Annotated in this window: 17 protein-coding genes; 7 read left to right on the top strand and 10 right to left on the bottom strand. The window is 49.1% G+C overall.

All coding sequences use genetic code 11. The features are described from left to right. Window positions 1-18: 18 nt before the first annotated feature. Window positions 19-483, bottom strand: coding sequence for a universal stress protein (locus KCG55_RS02125; protein ID WP_254321038.1), 465 nt, complete (start codon window positions 481-483; stop codon window positions 19-21). A 186-nt stretch (window positions 484-669) separates the two neighbouring features. On the opposite strand from KCG55_RS02125, the gene KCG55_RS02120 reads away from it, so the two are divergent. The 7 genes from KCG55_RS02120 (at window position 670) to rpmG (ending at window position 5,438) form a co-directional block, all read left to right on the top strand. Further along, complete coding sequence (locus KCG55_RS02120; protein WP_049333907.1) at window positions 670-1,446, top strand: tRNA threonylcarbamoyladenosine dehydratase; 777 nt, start codon at window positions 670-672, stop codon at window positions 1,444-1,446. A gap of 10 nt (window positions 1,447-1,456) precedes the next feature. Next, a complete protein-coding gene (locus KCG55_RS02115) occupies window positions 1,457-1,936 on the top strand; it encodes a hypothetical protein (protein WP_254323252.1) in 480 nt (159 codons plus the stop codon). A 51-nt stretch (window positions 1,937-1,987) separates the two neighbouring features. Then, the gene (locus KCG55_RS02110; protein ID WP_254323251.1) at window positions 1,988-2,449 is read left to right on the top strand and encodes a hypothetical protein; all 462 of its coding nucleotides are present in this window, start codon (window positions 1,988-1,990) and stop codon (window positions 2,447-2,449) included. A 92-nt stretch (window positions 2,450-2,541) separates the two neighbouring features. Continuing rightward, a complete protein-coding gene (locus KCG55_RS02105; RefSeq protein ID WP_254323250.1) occupies window positions 2,542-3,438 on the top strand; it encodes a segregation and condensation protein A in 897 nt (298 codons plus the stop codon). Between the two features lies 1 nt (window position 3,439). Then, window positions 3,440-4,768, top strand: a complete 1,329-nt coding sequence (gene brnQ / locus KCG55_RS02100) for a branched-chain amino acid transport system II carrier protein (protein ID WP_254323249.1) — start codon at window positions 3,440-3,442, stop codon at window positions 4,766-4,768. 250 nt (window positions 4,769-5,018) lie between these two features. Then, window positions 5,019-5,252: a 50S ribosomal protein L28 gene (gene rpmB, locus KCG55_RS02095; RefSeq protein ID WP_002216391.1), complete on the top strand. Its 234-nt coding sequence runs from the start codon at window positions 5,019-5,021 to the stop codon at window positions 5,250-5,252. Between the two features lie 30 nt (window positions 5,253-5,282). After that, window positions 5,283-5,438: a 50S ribosomal protein L33 gene (gene rpmG, locus KCG55_RS02090; RefSeq protein WP_003684373.1), complete on the top strand. Its 156-nt coding sequence runs from the start codon at window positions 5,283-5,285 to the stop codon at window positions 5,436-5,438. A 226-nt stretch (window positions 5,439-5,664) separates the two neighbouring features. Here the strand turns inward: rpmG and nqrM are convergent, their stop codons facing one another. The 9 genes from nqrM to KCG55_RS02045 form a co-directional block, all read right to left on the bottom strand. After that, window positions 5,665-5,886 (bottom strand): (Na+)-NQR maturation NqrM, encoded by a 222-nt coding sequence (nqrM, locus tag KCG55_RS02085; protein ID WP_003680888.1) that lies wholly within the window; start codon window positions 5,884-5,886, stop codon window positions 5,665-5,667. Window positions 5,887-5,903: 17 nt separating this feature from the next. After that, window positions 5,904-6,971: an FAD:protein FMN transferase gene (locus tag KCG55_RS02080; protein WP_254323248.1), complete on the bottom strand. Its 1,068-nt coding sequence runs from the start codon at window positions 6,969-6,971 to the stop codon at window positions 5,904-5,906. Between the two features lie 132 nt (window positions 6,972-7,103). Continuing rightward, window positions 7,104-8,321 (bottom strand): NADH:ubiquinone reductase (Na(+)-transporting) subunit F, encoded by a 1,218-nt coding sequence (gene nqrF / locus KCG55_RS02075; protein ID WP_049333900.1) that lies wholly within the window; start codon window positions 8,319-8,321, stop codon window positions 7,104-7,106. A 13-nt stretch (window positions 8,322-8,334) separates the two neighbouring features. Beyond that, complete coding sequence (nqrE, locus tag KCG55_RS02070; RefSeq protein ID WP_003684365.1) at window positions 8,335-8,928, bottom strand: NADH:ubiquinone reductase (Na(+)-transporting) subunit E; 594 nt, start codon at window positions 8,926-8,928, stop codon at window positions 8,335-8,337. Between the two features lie 3 nt (window positions 8,929-8,931). After that, the gene (locus tag KCG55_RS02065; protein ID WP_254323247.1) at window positions 8,932-9,558 is read right to left on the bottom strand and encodes an NADH:ubiquinone reductase (Na(+)-transporting) subunit D; all 627 of its coding nucleotides are present in this window, start codon (window positions 9,556-9,558) and stop codon (window positions 8,932-8,934) included. Then, a complete protein-coding gene (locus KCG55_RS02060; protein ID WP_254323246.1) occupies window positions 9,558-10,334 on the bottom strand; it encodes a Na(+)-translocating NADH-quinone reductase subunit C in 777 nt (258 codons plus the stop codon). The genes KCG55_RS02065 and KCG55_RS02060 overlap by 1 nt, the downstream gene beginning before the upstream one ends. Further along, window positions 10,327-11,559, bottom strand: a complete 1,233-nt coding sequence (locus KCG55_RS02055) for an NADH:ubiquinone reductase (Na(+)-transporting) subunit B (protein WP_254323245.1) — start codon at window positions 11,557-11,559, stop codon at window positions 10,327-10,329. Before KCG55_RS02055 ends, KCG55_RS02060 begins: the two co-directional genes overlap by 8 nt. 2 nt (window positions 11,560-11,561) lie before the next feature. Beyond that, window positions 11,562-12,905, bottom strand: coding sequence for a Na(+)-translocating NADH-quinone reductase subunit A (locus KCG55_RS02050; protein ID WP_070615826.1), 1,344 nt, complete (start codon window positions 12,903-12,905; stop codon window positions 11,562-11,564). 337 nt (window positions 12,906-13,242) lie between these two features. Beyond that, on the bottom strand, window positions 13,243-14,661 hold the full coding sequence (locus KCG55_RS02045) for a sodium:proton antiporter (protein ID WP_254323244.1): 1,419 nt from the start codon (window positions 14,659-14,661) through the stop codon (window positions 13,243-13,245). Window positions 14,662-14,702: the final 41 nt, after the last annotated feature.

Below are 14,702 nucleotides of genomic sequence, written 5' to 3'. Positions count from 1 at the left end.
TTTTAAATAAATGCTTGATTATGCTTCTTCGGCTTTGCTGCGGATAATCAGCAGAGGCAGGTGGCTTTGACGCATTACGGTTTCGGCGAAGCTGCCCATCAGGAGGTGCATCAGGCCGGTGCGGCCGTGTGTGCCGAGTACCAGCAGGTCTGCGCCGTTGTTGTCGGCGTAGTCAACCAAGTCTTGCGCCATTTCGCGCGCGCCTTTGTTGGCGACCAACAAGTGTTTCACGATGTTTTCAACGCCGCATTCACGCGCTGTTTTTTCTGCGAAATCCAAAACTTCGTTACCTTGAGCCACTGCGGCGGCTTCATAGCTTTCGTGTTGCAGGAATTCAGGAGCCAAAGCCATATATTCGGCAGGGTTGGCAACGTGAACCAAAGTCAGTTGAGCTTTGTTGAGGCTTGCCAGTTCGGCGGCGTGTTTCAATGCATTGAGGGAAGTCTCGCTACCGTCAACGGCTACAACCAGATGTTTGTACATATTTATTCTCCTTTTGCGCCGAGTAGCGGCACTTTCGTTTAATCTGAAATCAGAACTTGTCTGAATGTGAAACGATTATAAACTCTTTCGGGCGGGTACAACAGCCCATCTGCTTTCAAGTATAATGTCAGTCCGATTCGCCTGTGGCGTTTTTCATTAATTTATTGATATATCACAAGGTTACTTATGCAGGACGCCGCTTTTCTTTCTTCGCGCCGCTTTGGCGGCATTGCCAGACTTTACGGAGACGAAGCACTGGCGCGCTTTTCGCGTGCGCATGTGTGCGTGGTCGGCGTCGGCGGCGTCGGCTCGTGGGCGGTGGAAGCTTTGGCGAGGAGCGGTATCGGTCGTTTAACGCTGATTGATTTGGACAACGTTGCCGAGTCCAATGTCAACCGTCAGTTGCATGCCTTGACCGATGATTTCGGTAAGGCAAAAGTTACCGCTTTGCGCGAACGCATTGCTCAAATCAATCCGCAATGTGAAGTGACGGAAATCGAAGATTTTGTTACTGAAGACAATCTGGACGAGCTTTTCAGACGGCCTTTTGACTTTGTCATTGACGCCATTGATCAAATCCGTGTCAAAGCGGCGATGGCGGCGTATTTCGTGCAACATAAACAACCGTTTATTATCAGCGGTGGCGCGGGCGGACAGAAAAATCCGGCTTTGATTCAAACCGCCGATTTGAGCCGCGTTACCCACGATCCGCTGCTTTCCAATTTGCGCTACACCTTGCGCAAACGCTACGGATTCAGCCGCGATACCAAAGAAAAAATGCGCGTGCCTTGCGTTTATTCAACCGAGAATATTACGCCGCCACAATCCGGCGAAGCGTGTTCGACCGATGCCGCGCCGCAAGGTTTGTCCTGCGCGGGCTATGGGGCGAGTATGCTGGTAACGGCTTCGTTTGGGCTGTATTGTGCGCAGGCTGCGGTGGAGCATATCGCAGAACGGAAGTGAGGGGTAGGAAATGGGTAAGAGCCGATTTTTTAAAGCCTACTTTATCAGTAGCCTGATTTATGCGATTGTCTTTGGTTTGTTGATGTACGGTGTCGATTTGCTGCTTACAGGATTCGATTGTTTTGATATTGACCCTGAAAATGAACAGCGTCTACAGTATTGTTCACGAGCTCATGAAATGTCGGCTTTTGAGAAAGCATCTTTGGAGTTTTTCTTCTTTCCGTTTTTATCTGTAATGTTATTGTCCCTACTCAATGCCGGCATTATGAAGTGGACCAAACGCTGTACAACTTTGACGACTCTTGCCTTGCCTATCATCGAATGGTGGATTGTTTGGTTTGTTTTTTTACTGTGGGAGTGGAGTAGTCTGGATAGTAGTTGGACGGCAATAACGGGAGTCATTTTTTTTGGATTGCCTGTTTATGGCATGGCAGCAGTTCAAGCCCTGAGTGTGTTGGACTCTTCTGCAAATGCCAATCAGAAAATTTGATGTGGGTTTAAGCCTTTTGAAATTTATTTTTTCAGACGACCTTTTTTGCCTATGAGCCGATTTTTTAAAGCCTACTTTATTGCTAGTCTGATTTATGCGGTATGGTTCGGCGTGCTGATGTATGCTGTCGATCCGATGTTTCTCGATGTGATGGAATGCAATACGCTGCCGGGCGATTATTTGTGTGTGCAAAGCGGTTATGACCGCCCATTCACCACTTTTCTTTATCCGTTTCTGTCCGTCGTGATATTCAGTCTTTTGCACGCCGGTATTATGAAATGGCGCAAACGCCATTCGGTTAAAATGATTTGGTTTTTGGTCGGCTGCGAAAGTTTGCTGCTGTTGGCTTTGATCGTGGCGATGCTTGCGAGGGATGGTTTTGTGTTGTCCCGAGATATTGGCTCGGTACTGACGGGTACAGTTTTTGCCAGCCTGCCGCTGTTGGGGATGGCCTTGGCCCAGACCTTTGCCGTCGCCATTGTTTCTTTGCAAATCAATCGTAAAAAACGCTGATTTTTATATTAAAAAAGGGCTGTCCTTGTTTCAGACGGCCTTTTGTTGATGAAACTTCTTACGAAACTTAAAAAGAAAAAGACCCTTTAACCATGCCTTCAGAACACCTTATTTCTTCCACTGCCGCAATGCCGTCTGAACATACCGTTGCGTGGGTGTTCGGTCAGCCTGTCACCGATGTGCCGCAGGATTTGTTTATTCCGCCTGATGCGTTGAAGGTGGTATTGAGCAGCTTCCAAGGGCCGTTGGATTTGTTGCTGTACCTCATCCGCAAGCAAAATATTGATGTCCTCGATATTCCGATGGTGAGGATTACCGAGCAGTATCTGCACTATATTGCCCAAATGGAAGTGTATCAGTTTGATTTGGCGGCGGAATACCTGCTGATGGCGGCGATGTTGATTGAAATTAAATCGCGCCTGCTTCTGCCGCGTCCTGAAGAAGTTGAGGATGAAGAGGAGGATCCGCGTGCTGAGTTGGTGCGCCGTCTGTTGGCTTACGAACAGATGAAACTGGCGGCTCAGGGCTTGGATGCGTTGCCGCGTGCCGGGCGTGATTTTGCTTGGGCGTATTTGCCGTTGGAAATTGCGGTCGAAGCGAAGTTGCCGGAAGTGTACGTTGCCGATTTAACGCAGGCTTGGTTGGGAATTTTGTCGCGTGCCAAGCATACGCGCAGCCATGAAGTGGTGCGGGAAACCATTTCCGTGCGCGCGCAGATGACGGCGATTTTGCGCCGTTTGAACGAAAGCGGTATCAGTAAGTTCAGCGATTTGTTTAAGCCGGAGCAGGGCGCGACATATGTGGTGGTCAATTTTATTGCATTGCTGGAATTGGCTAAAGAAGGCTTGGTGCGTATCGTGCAGCCTGAAAATTATGGTGAAATCGAAATCAGCCTGAAAGATGGTTTGGAAACAAACGAAGCTGAAATGCTTTCAGACGGCCTTGAAGCCGATGAAACCGATAATGAGAATTTGAAAAAAGAGAACTAAAATGGATTCGACGACAAGTCATACCAAAGCTTCTTTATGGGCAGTGGGCTTAATGTTGTTTGCCCTGTTTTTTGGGGCGGGGAATCTGATTTTTCCTGCTTTTTTAGGGCAGCAGGCCGGTGAAAACTGGCTTTCGGCCATGTTTGGCTTTTTGCTGACAGGGGCGGGTTTGCCATTATTGGGCGTGATTGCCGTCGGCTATTCCGGCTCGCGCGATGTGGAGGCATTGGCTTCCCGTGTTGCGCCTTGGTACGGCGTGACTTTTGCCGCTGCGCTTTATCTGGCAATCGGCCCTCTGTTTGCCATGCCGCGTACGGCGACAGTGTCTTTTGAAACCGCGATTTCCCCTTTCATTGATGAATCTTGGAAAAACATCGCATTGGCCGTATTCAGCTTGGTGTTTTTCGGCATGACTTATTGGCTGTCGATTTCTCCAGGTAAGCTGGTTGACCGTATCGGTAAAATCCTCACGCCTGTTTTGTTGTTGTCAATTGCGATATTGGTCGGCTATGCCGCCATTAATCCAATGGGTGTGCCGCAGGCGGCGCAAGGTGATTTTGCCACTTATCCGTTGGTTAAAGGCATTTTGGAAGGCTACGGCACCATGGACGCGCTGGCTTCGCTGGTGTTTGCCATCATCGTCATCGATGCCGTTCGCGCCATGGGCGTGGACAACCGCGCGGACTTGCTGAAGACCACGACGATTTCGGGCGTGTTGGCGGCTTCTTGTTTGGCAGTGGTTTACCTGTTTATCGGCTATATGGGCGCGACAGGTGTGGCCGGTATCGGCTTACAGGAAAATGGCGCGTCGGTTTTGTCTAAAACTGCACAACACTATTTCGGTATGGCCGGTATTGTGTTGCTTGGCGTCATGGTGCTGCTTGCCTGTCTGAGTACGGCCGTTGGCTTGATTACTTCATGCGCCGAATATTTTAACCGTCTTTGCCCGGGTATTTCTTATAAAGCCTTTGTGATACTGAATACGGTGGTGTCTATCCTGTTGGCCAATAAAGGCCTGTCAGCGATTTTGCAGTTTTCCATCCCTATGTTGATGCTGTTGTATCCGCTGACCATCGTCATCATTCTGCTGGCTTTGACGGATAAATTGTTTGGCGGCGGCCGTATTGTCTATTTCTGCACCATGATGGCGGCCCTTGTGGTCGGTTTGCTCGATGCCTATAAGGCCGCGTTTGGATTGGATGCCGACACCGCCGCTGCCATCGAGCGCGCATTGCCGTTTTACAATATCGGTTTGGGGTGGGTTGTTCCCTCTTTAGCCTGCTTTATACTCGGCTGTATTTTGAATGCGGCGTTGAAGAAAAAAGCATGATGACAAACAGGCCGTCTGAAATGTTCAGACGGCCTGTTTATTTCGCCGACCGCGCAAACGACAGATGATTTTTTTGAAGAAATCCGTTATAATTGAAAAGTTAAGGCTTTGCGAGATACCGTTTCGCAGATGCAACATATTGAGAAGGTTTATTTCCACAAATCCCGTTTTTTCAGTAAACGACTTGAACTGAAGGCGGATTTCGTGGTATAAATCGCGTTTTACTATTTTAGAAGTTTGGAGACTAACCATGGCACGAGTTTGCAAAGTGACCGGTAAGCGCCCGATGTCTGGCAATAACGTATCACACGCCAACAACAAAACCAAACGTCGTTTTTTGCCTAACTTGCAATCACGTCGTTTCTGGGTAGAAAGTGAAAACCGCTGGGTTCGCCTACGCGTTTCTAACGCTGCATTGCGCACCATCGATAAAGTAGGCATTGATGTCGTATTGGCTGATTTGCGTGCTCGCGGCGAAGCTTAATTTAAACACCATTAATTAAGGATTACTGCAATGCGCGATAAAATCAAACTGGAGTCCAGCGCTGGTACTGGTCACTTCTACACAACTACTAAAAACAAACGTACTATGCCTGGCAAACTGGAAATCAAAAAATTTGACCCAGTAGCCCGTAAACACGTTATTTACAAAGAAACTAAATTGAAATAATCCGGTTTCTTCCAAGAAAAAGCTCCTGTTTTGCAGGAGCTTTTCTTTTTGTTTCATGATTGGTTTTGGGGGCTTGTTTCAAATGTGTATGCAAGATATTTTTGGATTGCTTTGTAAGAGGCAAAATAAAAGAGCGTGTATCCATTGGGGTCACGCTCTTTTATTTTTCAGACGGCCTGATAGGGGATAAGCAGCCTTAAATCATGAATAAACATTCAACAACGACTTAATGATCGACTTTGATGCCTTGGTTGTCGGAATGTTGTTTTTTATCCAGTTCTTTTTGCAAGGTATCGCATGGCGTATCACAATCGCACATTTTTTTCATGCCGAGAGAGGAAATGCCGCCGCAGCTGCCTTTGATGGTGCGTTTGGAGAAAATATAGCCGACTGCCATGCCGAGGATGACAATGATAAAAATGCCGAAAGTAAGGAGGAGGGTTTTCATGTGTGTATTCCTGAAGGTTAGTTTAATAATTTCTTGAATGCGCTGGACATTTCAGTATGGTAGCCGCCTTGCGGGGTTCGGATGATAAGGAAAACGGCGAGATTTTCTTGCTCGGCAAGTTTAAGTGCTTCGGTTTCTCCGAGGACGAACAAGCCGGTTGAAAGGCCGTCTGCAAGTGTAGCGTTTTCAGCTACTACGCTGATGGAAGCAAGGTTGTGGCTAATGGGTTGTTTGGTTTTAGGGTTGATGATATGGGAAAGGCGGCGGCCTGACTTATCGACATGGAAAATACGGTAGTCGCCGGATGTGGCCAGTGATTTATTGTCCAATGGAATGGTAATTTGAGTGGCGCCGCCTTGAACGATATTGGGCTGCTCGATGCCGATACGCCAAGGATTGCCTTGCGCATTGTGGCCTTTACCATGCAACTCGCCTCCGATTTCTACCAAATAATTGCCGATATTGAGTTTTTCAAGTTCGGCGGCGGTTTTATCCACGCCAAAACCTTTGGCGATGGAGGATAGGTCTAAATAGACTTCGGGATGGGTTTTGGCAAGCGTAGGTTGCTGTCCGTCTTGGGAAAGTTTGAGTTTGTCCGTACCGACCATTTCTGAAGCATGTTGGATTTCTTGCGCGGTTGGTTCGTGTGTGATTTCTTTTTGCGGGCCGAATCCCCAAAGGTTGACCAAAGGACCGACGGTTACGTCCAGTGCGCCGTGCGTTAGTTTGTTTAAACGCAAGGCTTCGCCGGTCACATAGGCAAAGTCTTGGGAAATGGGCATTGCTTGATTGATGGTACGCAGTTGGTTGAATTGGCTGATTTCGGAATCGGTCTGGTAGGTAGACATTTGCCGATTGACTTCTTTAAGTGCGTCATCAATGCGTTTTTGTATTTCGGCAGGGGAGGGGAGTTTGTCTTGGCCGTCTGAAAGATATTTGACGGTATAGGTCGTGCCCATGGTCTCGCCTTGCAGGGTGATGGTTTGTTGTTTTTCAGGTTGGCAGGCAGAGAGCGTGAGTGCGGAAAAGATGGCAACGGTACAACCGATTATCGGACGGCAAAATGAATTGGAAAGAAACGGCATAAGGGATTTGCGGATTATTTTTTGAAGCCTTTATTGTATCGTAAAAGAAAGGTTCAGGCCGTCTGAAAGTATGGTTTTCAGACGGCCTGGCAATAAAAAAGGAAGAAACCGAGGTTTCTTCCTTTTTGTCTGTTAGCCGCCGAAATCGTCCAAGAGGATGTTTTCGTCTTCCACGCCCAAGTCTTTGAGCATTTTGATGACGGACTGGTTCATGATCGGAGGGCCACACATATAGAATTCGCAGTCTTCCGGTGCTTCATGGTTTTTCAGGTGGTTTTCGTAAACCACGTTGTGAATGAAGCCTGTGTAGCCGTCCCAGTTGTCTTCAGGCAATGGGTCGGACAGGGCAACATGCCATGTAAAGTTCGGGAATTCTGCTGCGAGTTGGTCGAAGTCTTCGACATAGAACATCTCGCGTTTAGAACGTGCACCATACCAGAAGGTAATTTTACGTTTGGAGTTCAAACGTTTCAGCTGGTCGAAAATGTGGGAACGCATCGGAGCCATACCCGCACCACCGCCGATAAATACCATTTCGGCATCGGTATCTTTGGCAAAGAACTCACCAAACGGACCGGAAATCGTTACTTTATCACCGGCTTTAAGCGACCAGATGTAAGAAGACATTTGTCCCGGAGGTGCGTCAGGTACGCGTGGAGGAGGCGTAGCGATACGCACGTTGAGCATAATGATGCCTTTTTCTTCAGGGTATGAAGCCATAGAGTAGGCACGCAAAATCGGCTCGTCCACTTTGGAAACGTATTGCCACAGATTGTATTTGTCCCAGTCTTCGTGGTATTCCTTAGGAATGTCGAAGTCTTTGTAGGCAACAGTGTGAGGAGGAGCTTCAATTTGGATGTAGCCACCGGCGCGGAAAGGAACTTCTTCGCCTTCTGGAATGGCAAGCTTGAGTTCTTTAATGAACGTTGCTTTGTTGTCATTGGAGATGACGGTGCATTCCCATTTTTTCACGCCGAACACTTCTTCCGGTACTTCGATGTCCATGTCGGTTTTGACGTTGACCTGACAAGACAGACGGCAGCCTTCGCGTGCTTCGCGTTTGCTGATGTGGGACAACTCGGTCGGCAGAATGTCGCCGCCGCCGCTTTTTACGACAACGCGGCATTGTCCGCACGAACCGCCGCCACCGCAGGCGGAAGGAACGAAGATGCCTTGGCTGGCAAGCGCACCCAGCAGTTTGCCGCCGGCAGGCATCGTCAGCTCTTTTTCGTTATTGACTTTGATGGTGATGTCGCCTTCGCTCACCAACTTGGATTTGGCAAACAGAATCATCAGTGCCAAAACCAAGACGATGAGGGTAAACATCACGATACCTAAAATAATCTCCATGCCGATTCCTTTCTTATAACTGGATGCCGGAGAACGACATAAACGCCATTGCCATCAGGCCAGCGGCGATAAAGGTAATGCCCAAGCCTTTGAGACCTTTAGGGACATCCGAATATTTCATTTTTTCGGTAATGCCCGCCAAAGCGACAATAGCCAAAAGCCAGCCCAGACCTGCACCGAAACCGTATACAACGGACTCGCCGAAGTTGTATTCGCGTTGCGCCATAAACGATACGGCACCGAAAATCGCGCAGTTTACGGTAATCAAAGGCAGGTAGATACCCAATGCGTTGTAGAGGGCAGGGACGAATTTGTCCAAGAACATTTCCAAAATCTGCACCAAAGCAGCAATCACGCCGATGAAGGTGATGAATTTCAGGAAGGTCAAATCCACGCCTTCAACCAGCGCACCGTCTTTCAACAGCGAGTAAACGAGTTGGTTGGCTGGGACGGACAGGCCGAGTACGAAAGTTACAGCCACGCCCAAACCGAATGCAGTGGATACTTTTTTAGATACCGCCAAAAATGTACACATCCCTAAGAAGAAGGAAAGTGCCATGTTTTCCAGAAAGACGGATTTTACAAAGAGGCTTAAGTAATGTTCCATGTCTTATTTCTCCGCCTGTTCAGGTTTCCAAGTGCGCAGACCCCATACCAAGAAGCCGATGATGAAGAACGCGCTAGGGGCGAGCAAGAACAAGCCGTTGGTTTGATACCAGCCGCCATCTTGTACAGTTTGGAAAATGGTGTAGCCAAAGAGCTTGCCAGAGCCGATCAGTTCGCGGATGGTTGCGATGATAATCAGCATCAAGCCGTAACCTGCGCCGTTACCGATACCGTCAACCAAGCTCTCCAAAGGAGGCTCTTTCATGGCAAATGCTTCGGCACGGCCCATCACGATACAGTTGGTAATAATCAGGCCGACGAATACGGACAGCTGTTTGGACAGTTCATAGGCAAAAGCTTGGAGCAGTTGGTCAACCAGCGTTACCAAGGAAGCAACAATCGCCATTTGCACAATAATACGGATGCTGTTGGGGATGTAGTTGCGTACCAAAGAAATGAAGAAGCTGGAAAAACCGGTTACCAAAGCTACGGAAATACTCATTACGATGGCCGTCTGAAGTTTGGTGGTAACCGCCAAAGCCGAACAAATACCCAAAACCTGCAAGGCAATCGGGTTGTTGTCGATAAAGGGTGAGAACATCAAATGTTTCAAGCGTTTCATGTCAGCCATTATTGTGCTCCTGCTGATTTCAATTTGTTCAGGTAGGGGATATAGCCGTTTTCGCCGAACCAGTAGTCGAACGAACCTTGTACACCTTTAGACGTCAGCGATGCGCCGGAGAGGGCATCTACGCCGTGTTCTTTGTCTGAACTTGCGCCTTTGCCGACGTGCAGGGCAAATTTGCCTTTTTCGTCAAACAGTTTTTTGCCGACGAATTTTTGTTGCCACAGAGGGTTGCCGATTTCGCCGCCCAAACCCGGGGTTTCACCTTGGTCGTAGTAGGTAATGCCGTTGATGGTGTTGCCATCAGGTTGAATGGCGACAAAACCGTACATAACAGACCACAAACCGTTGCCGTGCATAGGCAGGATGATTTGGCTGACTTTGCCGTCTTCGCCTTTTACCAAGTAAACCTCAGTGTATTTAGCACGGCTTTTGATGCCTGCCAAATCGTCTTCAGGTTTGATTTGGATGCTTTGGGCAGGGTCTTTTCCGGCAACGCGTGCGCTGAAGTCTTTAGGCGCATCGGCGACGTATTCGCCGGTAGCCAAGTCCACGACACGTTGCTCGATACGCTCGGCAAAGGTTTTGCTGATGTCGGTATTTTTATCCATCAAACCGGCTACGCTCAAGATATAACCTTGTTTATCTTGGAGTTTTTGTTTCTCTTGGATGGGTTTCAAGCCAACGACCGCACCAGCAACGATGATGGAACAAATCAGGCTGACAACCAATACCACAATCAGCGTGCCGCTGAAGCTGTCTTTATCGAATTTCTTAGCCATTGCTGCGCGCCTTTCTGCGTTTGATGTTCGCTTGTGCGACGAAATAGTCGAAAATCGGGGCAAACAGGTTGGCAAACAGAATCGCCAACATCATGCCTTCGGGGTAAGCAGGGTTGACCACGCGGATCAATACGCACATTACACCGATAAGCGCGCCGTACCACCATTTGCCGACATTGGTAAAGGAAGCGGAAACCGGGTCGGTCGCCATAAACAGCATACCGATGGCGAAGCCGCCGACCACCAAGTGCCAGTACCAAGGCATGGAGAACATGGCGTTGGTGTCCGAACCGATGAAGTTAAACAGCGAAGACATCGTAATCATACCGATCATCACACCGGCGATAATGCGCCAAGAGGCAATGCGGGCAAACACGATAAACGCGCCGCCGATTAAGAGCGCCAAAGTGGATACTTCGCCGATTGAGCCGGGCACGTTACCGATAAACGCATCCATCCAAGAGATGTTTTGACCGGTTACAGCGTTTTTCAGGCCGTCTGCACCGTGTGCCGCCCATTGCGCCAACGCAGTGGCACCGGAATAGCCGTCAACCGCAGTCCAAACGGTGTCGCCGGTAATGTTGGCAGGGTAGGCGAAGAACAGGAACGCACGGCCTGCAAGAGCAGGGTTCATGAAGTTTTTACCCGTACCGCCGAATACTTCTTTCGCAACCACAACGCCGAAAGAAATACCCAAAGCCGCTTGCCACAAAGGCAGGGTAGGTGGAACGATCAAAGCAAACAGAATCGAAGTCACGAAGAAACCTTCGTTGATTTCGTGTTTGCGCACAGTGGCGAACAAAACTTCCCAGAAGCCGCCCACGACAAATACAGTCGCGTAAATCGGCAGGAAGAAAATCGCGCCGAAGAGCATTTTGCCCAATACGCCCGCTTCAGACGACATATTGATGCCCAAAGCGTTGGCAAGGGCGTAATGCCAGTCGTTGGCGATATTTTGTTGCAGTAAATCAGGCGTTAACGCACCGAATGCCTGTACGCCAACGTTGTACATACCGTAGAACATGGCAGGGAACAAAGCCAGCCACACCAAAATCATCATGCGCTTGGAATCGAGCGCATCGCGGACGTGGGCCGCTTTGCGCGTTACCGCGCCGGATGTATAGAAAATCGTCGCCGCAGCTTCGTAGAGGGCATACCATTTTTCATGTTTGCCGCCCGGCAGGAAGTGCGGTTCGATTTTTTCAAGAAAATGTTTCAAGCCCATAATCAGCCTTCCTTCTCAATGGTTTCCAGCACCTTGCGCAACAGCGGGCCGTATTCATATTTGCCCGGGCAGACGAAGCTGCACAAAGCGAGGTCTTCTTCGTCCAATTCCAAGCAACCCAGTGCCTGAGCGCTGTCGGTATCGCCGACGATTAAATCGCGCAAAAGCAGGGTAGGCAGAATATCCAAGGGCATTACGCGCTCGTAAGTGCCGATCGGTACCATGGCGCGGTCGCCGCCGTTGACGGCTGTGTTGAACTTGAAGAGTTTGTTTTTCAGGAAATGGCCGAGGGTTGTGCGCGTGATGGAGTATTTGTCCGGCTGTGGCGCAACCCAGCCGAACAGCTCTTTGCTGCGGCCTTCTTCGATAACGGAAATCTGATTGTGGTAGCGGCCGAGGTAATCGTGCGCGCCTTGTGCAATCGCGCCGTTCAATACTGAGCCGGAAATTACGCGGTTGTCTGCATCAACCAATTCGCCCGCAGTAATTTGCGATACTTTCGCACCCAAAACGGTACGCAAGAGGCGCGGTTTGTTGACTTGAGAACCGCCCAAGGCAATTACGCGCTCGGTGTTCAGACGGCCTGTTGCAAACAAACGGCCAATGGCAATCACATCTTGATAATTGATGGTCCAAACGGTTTTGTTCGCACCGACTGGCTCGATGAAATGAATGTGCGTGCCACTCAAACCGGCAGGATGCGGACCGCCAAATTCATGTGTTTCGATGTTGGCAGCGTTTTCAGACGGCACGTCTGCGCCGGCTGCTTTACACACATGGATTTTACGTTCGGTCAGGCGGCTCAATACCAGTAGGCCGCGTTTGAAGTCTTCGGCGGCTTCTTTGATGATAACTGTAGGATCGGCAGCCAGCGGATTGGTGTCCATCGCATTGACGAAGATGGCGAACGGCTCGGCATCGACAGCAGGGATTTTGCTGAACGGACGGGTGCGCAGCGCAGTCCACAAACCGGATTGAATCAGGTTGCGGCGCACTTCTTCGCTGCTCAATTTTGCCAGCGCTTCAGGTGCGTAGCGTTCGAACTCGATTTCGTCGTTGCCTTCAACGGCAATCACGACTGACTGAAGTACGCGCTTTTCGCCACGGTGAATAGCGGCGATTTTGCCTGAAGCCGGAGCAGTAAATACTACGCCCGGATTCTTTTTGTCTTCAAACAGCACTTGGCCTTTTTTGACGGCTTCGCCTTCCTTGATTTTCATCGAGGGGCGCATGCCGACATATTCTTCGCCAAGCAACGCGACTTCGGTAATGGCCGGGCCGTCATAAATGACTTGCTCCGGTCTGCCTGCGATAGGCAGGTCTAAGCCTTTTTTTATCTTAATCATAAGGATGCGTTACTTTTTGGTGGGTTGAGATTCGGATGTCGGATTGTTTTTTCAGACGGCATGTAATGCTTTGAAACAAAGGATGGGCCGTCTGAAAAAAGCAGAGGTTTACTATAAAAACAACGAATAAACGCAAACAACAAAGATTTAGATTTTATCAGGTATAGGCTGCTTTATGTCAGTTTTACGCTTATTTTTACGGGAAAAGTGGGAAAAAAGTAGGAATATGTAATCGAGTGTTAAGGGAAATAATTTTTAACTGATTGATATTTAAACGCTATGTTTGATGATATAGCTGAAAATAAAAGGCCGTCTGAAATTCAGACGGCCTCTAAGTTTAAAAGAGCTGCCAAACGAAGAAAATCATCGTATGCAGGGCAAACAGCGGTACCAATACAATCACCGACCATGCCATGTAGCCGAAGAAGGAAGGCATCGGTACGCCGCGTTGTTCGGCAATGGCTTTGACCATGAAGTTCGGCGCATTACCGATATAAGTGAGCGCGCCCATAAATACAGAGCCCATGGATATAGCCAGCAGCGAATGGAACAGGTGGCCAGTCATCAAGGCTTGGGCATCGCCGCCCGCCATATTGAAGAATACCAAATAAGTCGGCGCATTATCCAAAAAGGCAGACAACAAACCGCTCATCCAGAAATACATCGTATTAATCGGATTACCCGAAGCATCATGCACCAAAGATACTATCGCTCCCAGCGCGCCCGCTTCGCCTGCCTTCAAAATCGCCAAGACAGGGGAAATCGTAATGAAAATACCCAAAAACAGTTTGCCCACTTCGGCAATCGGGTCGAAATTGAATTCATTACCCGCCCTGACCTGCTTGGGCGTAATCAGCAGCGACACAATGGTCAGCACCAGCAAAATCACATCGCGCACCAAGTTTTGCAACGCATAGTGGCTGCCCAAAATCTCAAATCCCGGATGATCGGGCTTCCACAAGCCGGACAGCAAAACCGCACCGACCACACCCGCCAGCAGCAGGAAGTTCCATTTGCCGTAGATTTTGACTTTGTCTTCTTCATCGGAAGGAGCGGGAGCAAGGTGTTCGCTTTGTTCACGGTTGAAGTGTCGGCTGTCGATGATGTAGAAAACGGCCAGTAAAACCACAGAACTGATCAATACAGGTATCAGCATGTGTTTGACCGTCCACATGAAATCTACGCCTTTCAGGAATCCTAAGAACAGAGGAGGATCGCCTAAAGGAGTCAGACCGCCGCCGATATTCGCCACCAAGAAAATGAAGAAAATCACGATGTGAACGCGGTAGTGGCGTTTATGGTTGGCTTTCAAAAGCGGACGAATCATCAACATCGCCGCGCCTGTCGTCCCCATGATGGAAGACAAAGCCGTGCCGACTGCAAGCAGGGTTGTGTTCAATTTGGGCGAGCCGTGCAAATCGCCGCTGACAAAAATACCGCCTGAAATGGTATAGAGCGCCAAAAGCAACAGGATAAAAGGGATATATTCTTCAACCAAAGCATGGGCAACGGTATGTACGCCTGCTCCGAAACCAAAGGTTACGATAAACGGCGTTAAAAACAGCAGTGTCCAAAACGCTGTAATTTTGCCGAAGTGGTGGTGCCAAATACGGGAGAAAAACAGAGGCCCGAGTGCAATAGACAAGAGAATCAGTGCAAACGGCAGACCCCAAAGCAGGCTTGCGGATGAGCCGTCAAAATCGGATGCCGCAGCAGGAAGGGCGGCAAGAAGCAGTGAAAATGAGAGATAGCGCATGGTATTTCCTTTTTATTCTGTTGCGCCGTGAGGAACTTCGT

This window comes from Neisseria subflava (assembly GCF_024205745.1).
GTDB classification, from domain to species: domain Bacteria; phylum Pseudomonadota; class Gammaproteobacteria; order Burkholderiales; family Neisseriaceae; genus Neisseria; species Neisseria flavescens_B.
The sequence above is the reverse complement of the archived record's forward strand: the minus strand, read 5'-3'. Positions and strand labels throughout refer to the sequence as shown.

Excerpts from the sequence above, each read along its gene's own strand:
- KCG55_RS02125 (WP_254321038.1), bottom strand. The coding sequence starts at position 483 with ATGTACAAACATCTGGTTGTAGCCGTTGACGGTAGCGAGACTTCCCTC.
- KCG55_RS02120 (WP_049333907.1), top strand. The coding sequence starts at position 670 with ATGCAGGACGCCGCTTTTCTTTCTTCGCGCCGCTTTGGCGGCATTGCC.
- KCG55_RS02115 (WP_254323252.1), top strand. The coding sequence starts at position 1,457 with ATGGGTAAGAGCCGATTTTTTAAAGCCTACTTTATCAGTAGCCTGATT.
- KCG55_RS02110 (WP_254323251.1), top strand. The coding sequence starts at position 1,988 with ATGAGCCGATTTTTTAAAGCCTACTTTATTGCTAGTCTGATTTATGCG.
- KCG55_RS02105 (WP_254323250.1), top strand. The coding sequence starts at position 2,542 with ATGCCTTCAGAACACCTTATTTCTTCCACTGCCGCAATGCCGTCTGAA.
- brnQ (WP_254323249.1), top strand. The coding sequence starts at position 3,440 with ATGGATTCGACGACAAGTCATACCAAAGCTTCTTTATGGGCAGTGGGC.
- rpmB (WP_002216391.1), top strand. The coding sequence starts at position 5,019 with ATGGCACGAGTTTGCAAAGTGACCGGTAAGCGCCCGATGTCTGGCAAT.
- rpmG (WP_003684373.1), top strand. The coding sequence starts at position 5,283 with ATGCGCGATAAAATCAAACTGGAGTCCAGCGCTGGTACTGGTCACTTC.
- nqrM (WP_003680888.1), bottom strand. The coding sequence starts at position 5,886 with ATGAAAACCCTCCTCCTTACTTTCGGCATTTTTATCATTGTCATCCTC.
- KCG55_RS02080 (WP_254323248.1), bottom strand. The coding sequence starts at position 6,971 with ATGCCGTTTCTTTCCAATTCATTTTGCCGTCCGATAATCGGTTGTACC.
- nqrF (WP_049333900.1), bottom strand. The coding sequence starts at position 8,321 with ATGGAGATTATTTTAGGTATCGTGATGTTTACCCTCATCGTCTTGGTT.
- nqrE (WP_003684365.1), bottom strand. The coding sequence starts at position 8,928 with ATGGAACATTACTTAAGCCTCTTTGTAAAATCCGTCTTTCTGGAAAAC.
- KCG55_RS02065 (WP_254323247.1), bottom strand. The coding sequence starts at position 9,558 with ATGGCTGACATGAAACGCTTGAAACATTTGATGTTCTCACCCTTTATC.
- KCG55_RS02060 (WP_254323246.1), bottom strand. The coding sequence starts at position 10,334 with ATGGCTAAGAAATTCGATAAAGACAGCTTCAGCGGCACGCTGATTGTG.
- KCG55_RS02055 (WP_254323245.1), bottom strand. The coding sequence starts at position 11,559 with ATGGGCTTGAAACATTTTCTTGAAAAAATCGAACCGCACTTCCTGCCG.
- KCG55_RS02050 (WP_070615826.1), bottom strand. The coding sequence starts at position 12,905 with ATGATTAAGATAAAAAAAGGCTTAGACCTGCCTATCGCAGGCAGACCG.
- KCG55_RS02045 (WP_254323244.1), bottom strand. The coding sequence starts at position 14,661 with ATGCGCTATCTCTCATTTTCACTGCTTCTTGCCGCCCTTCCTGCTGCG.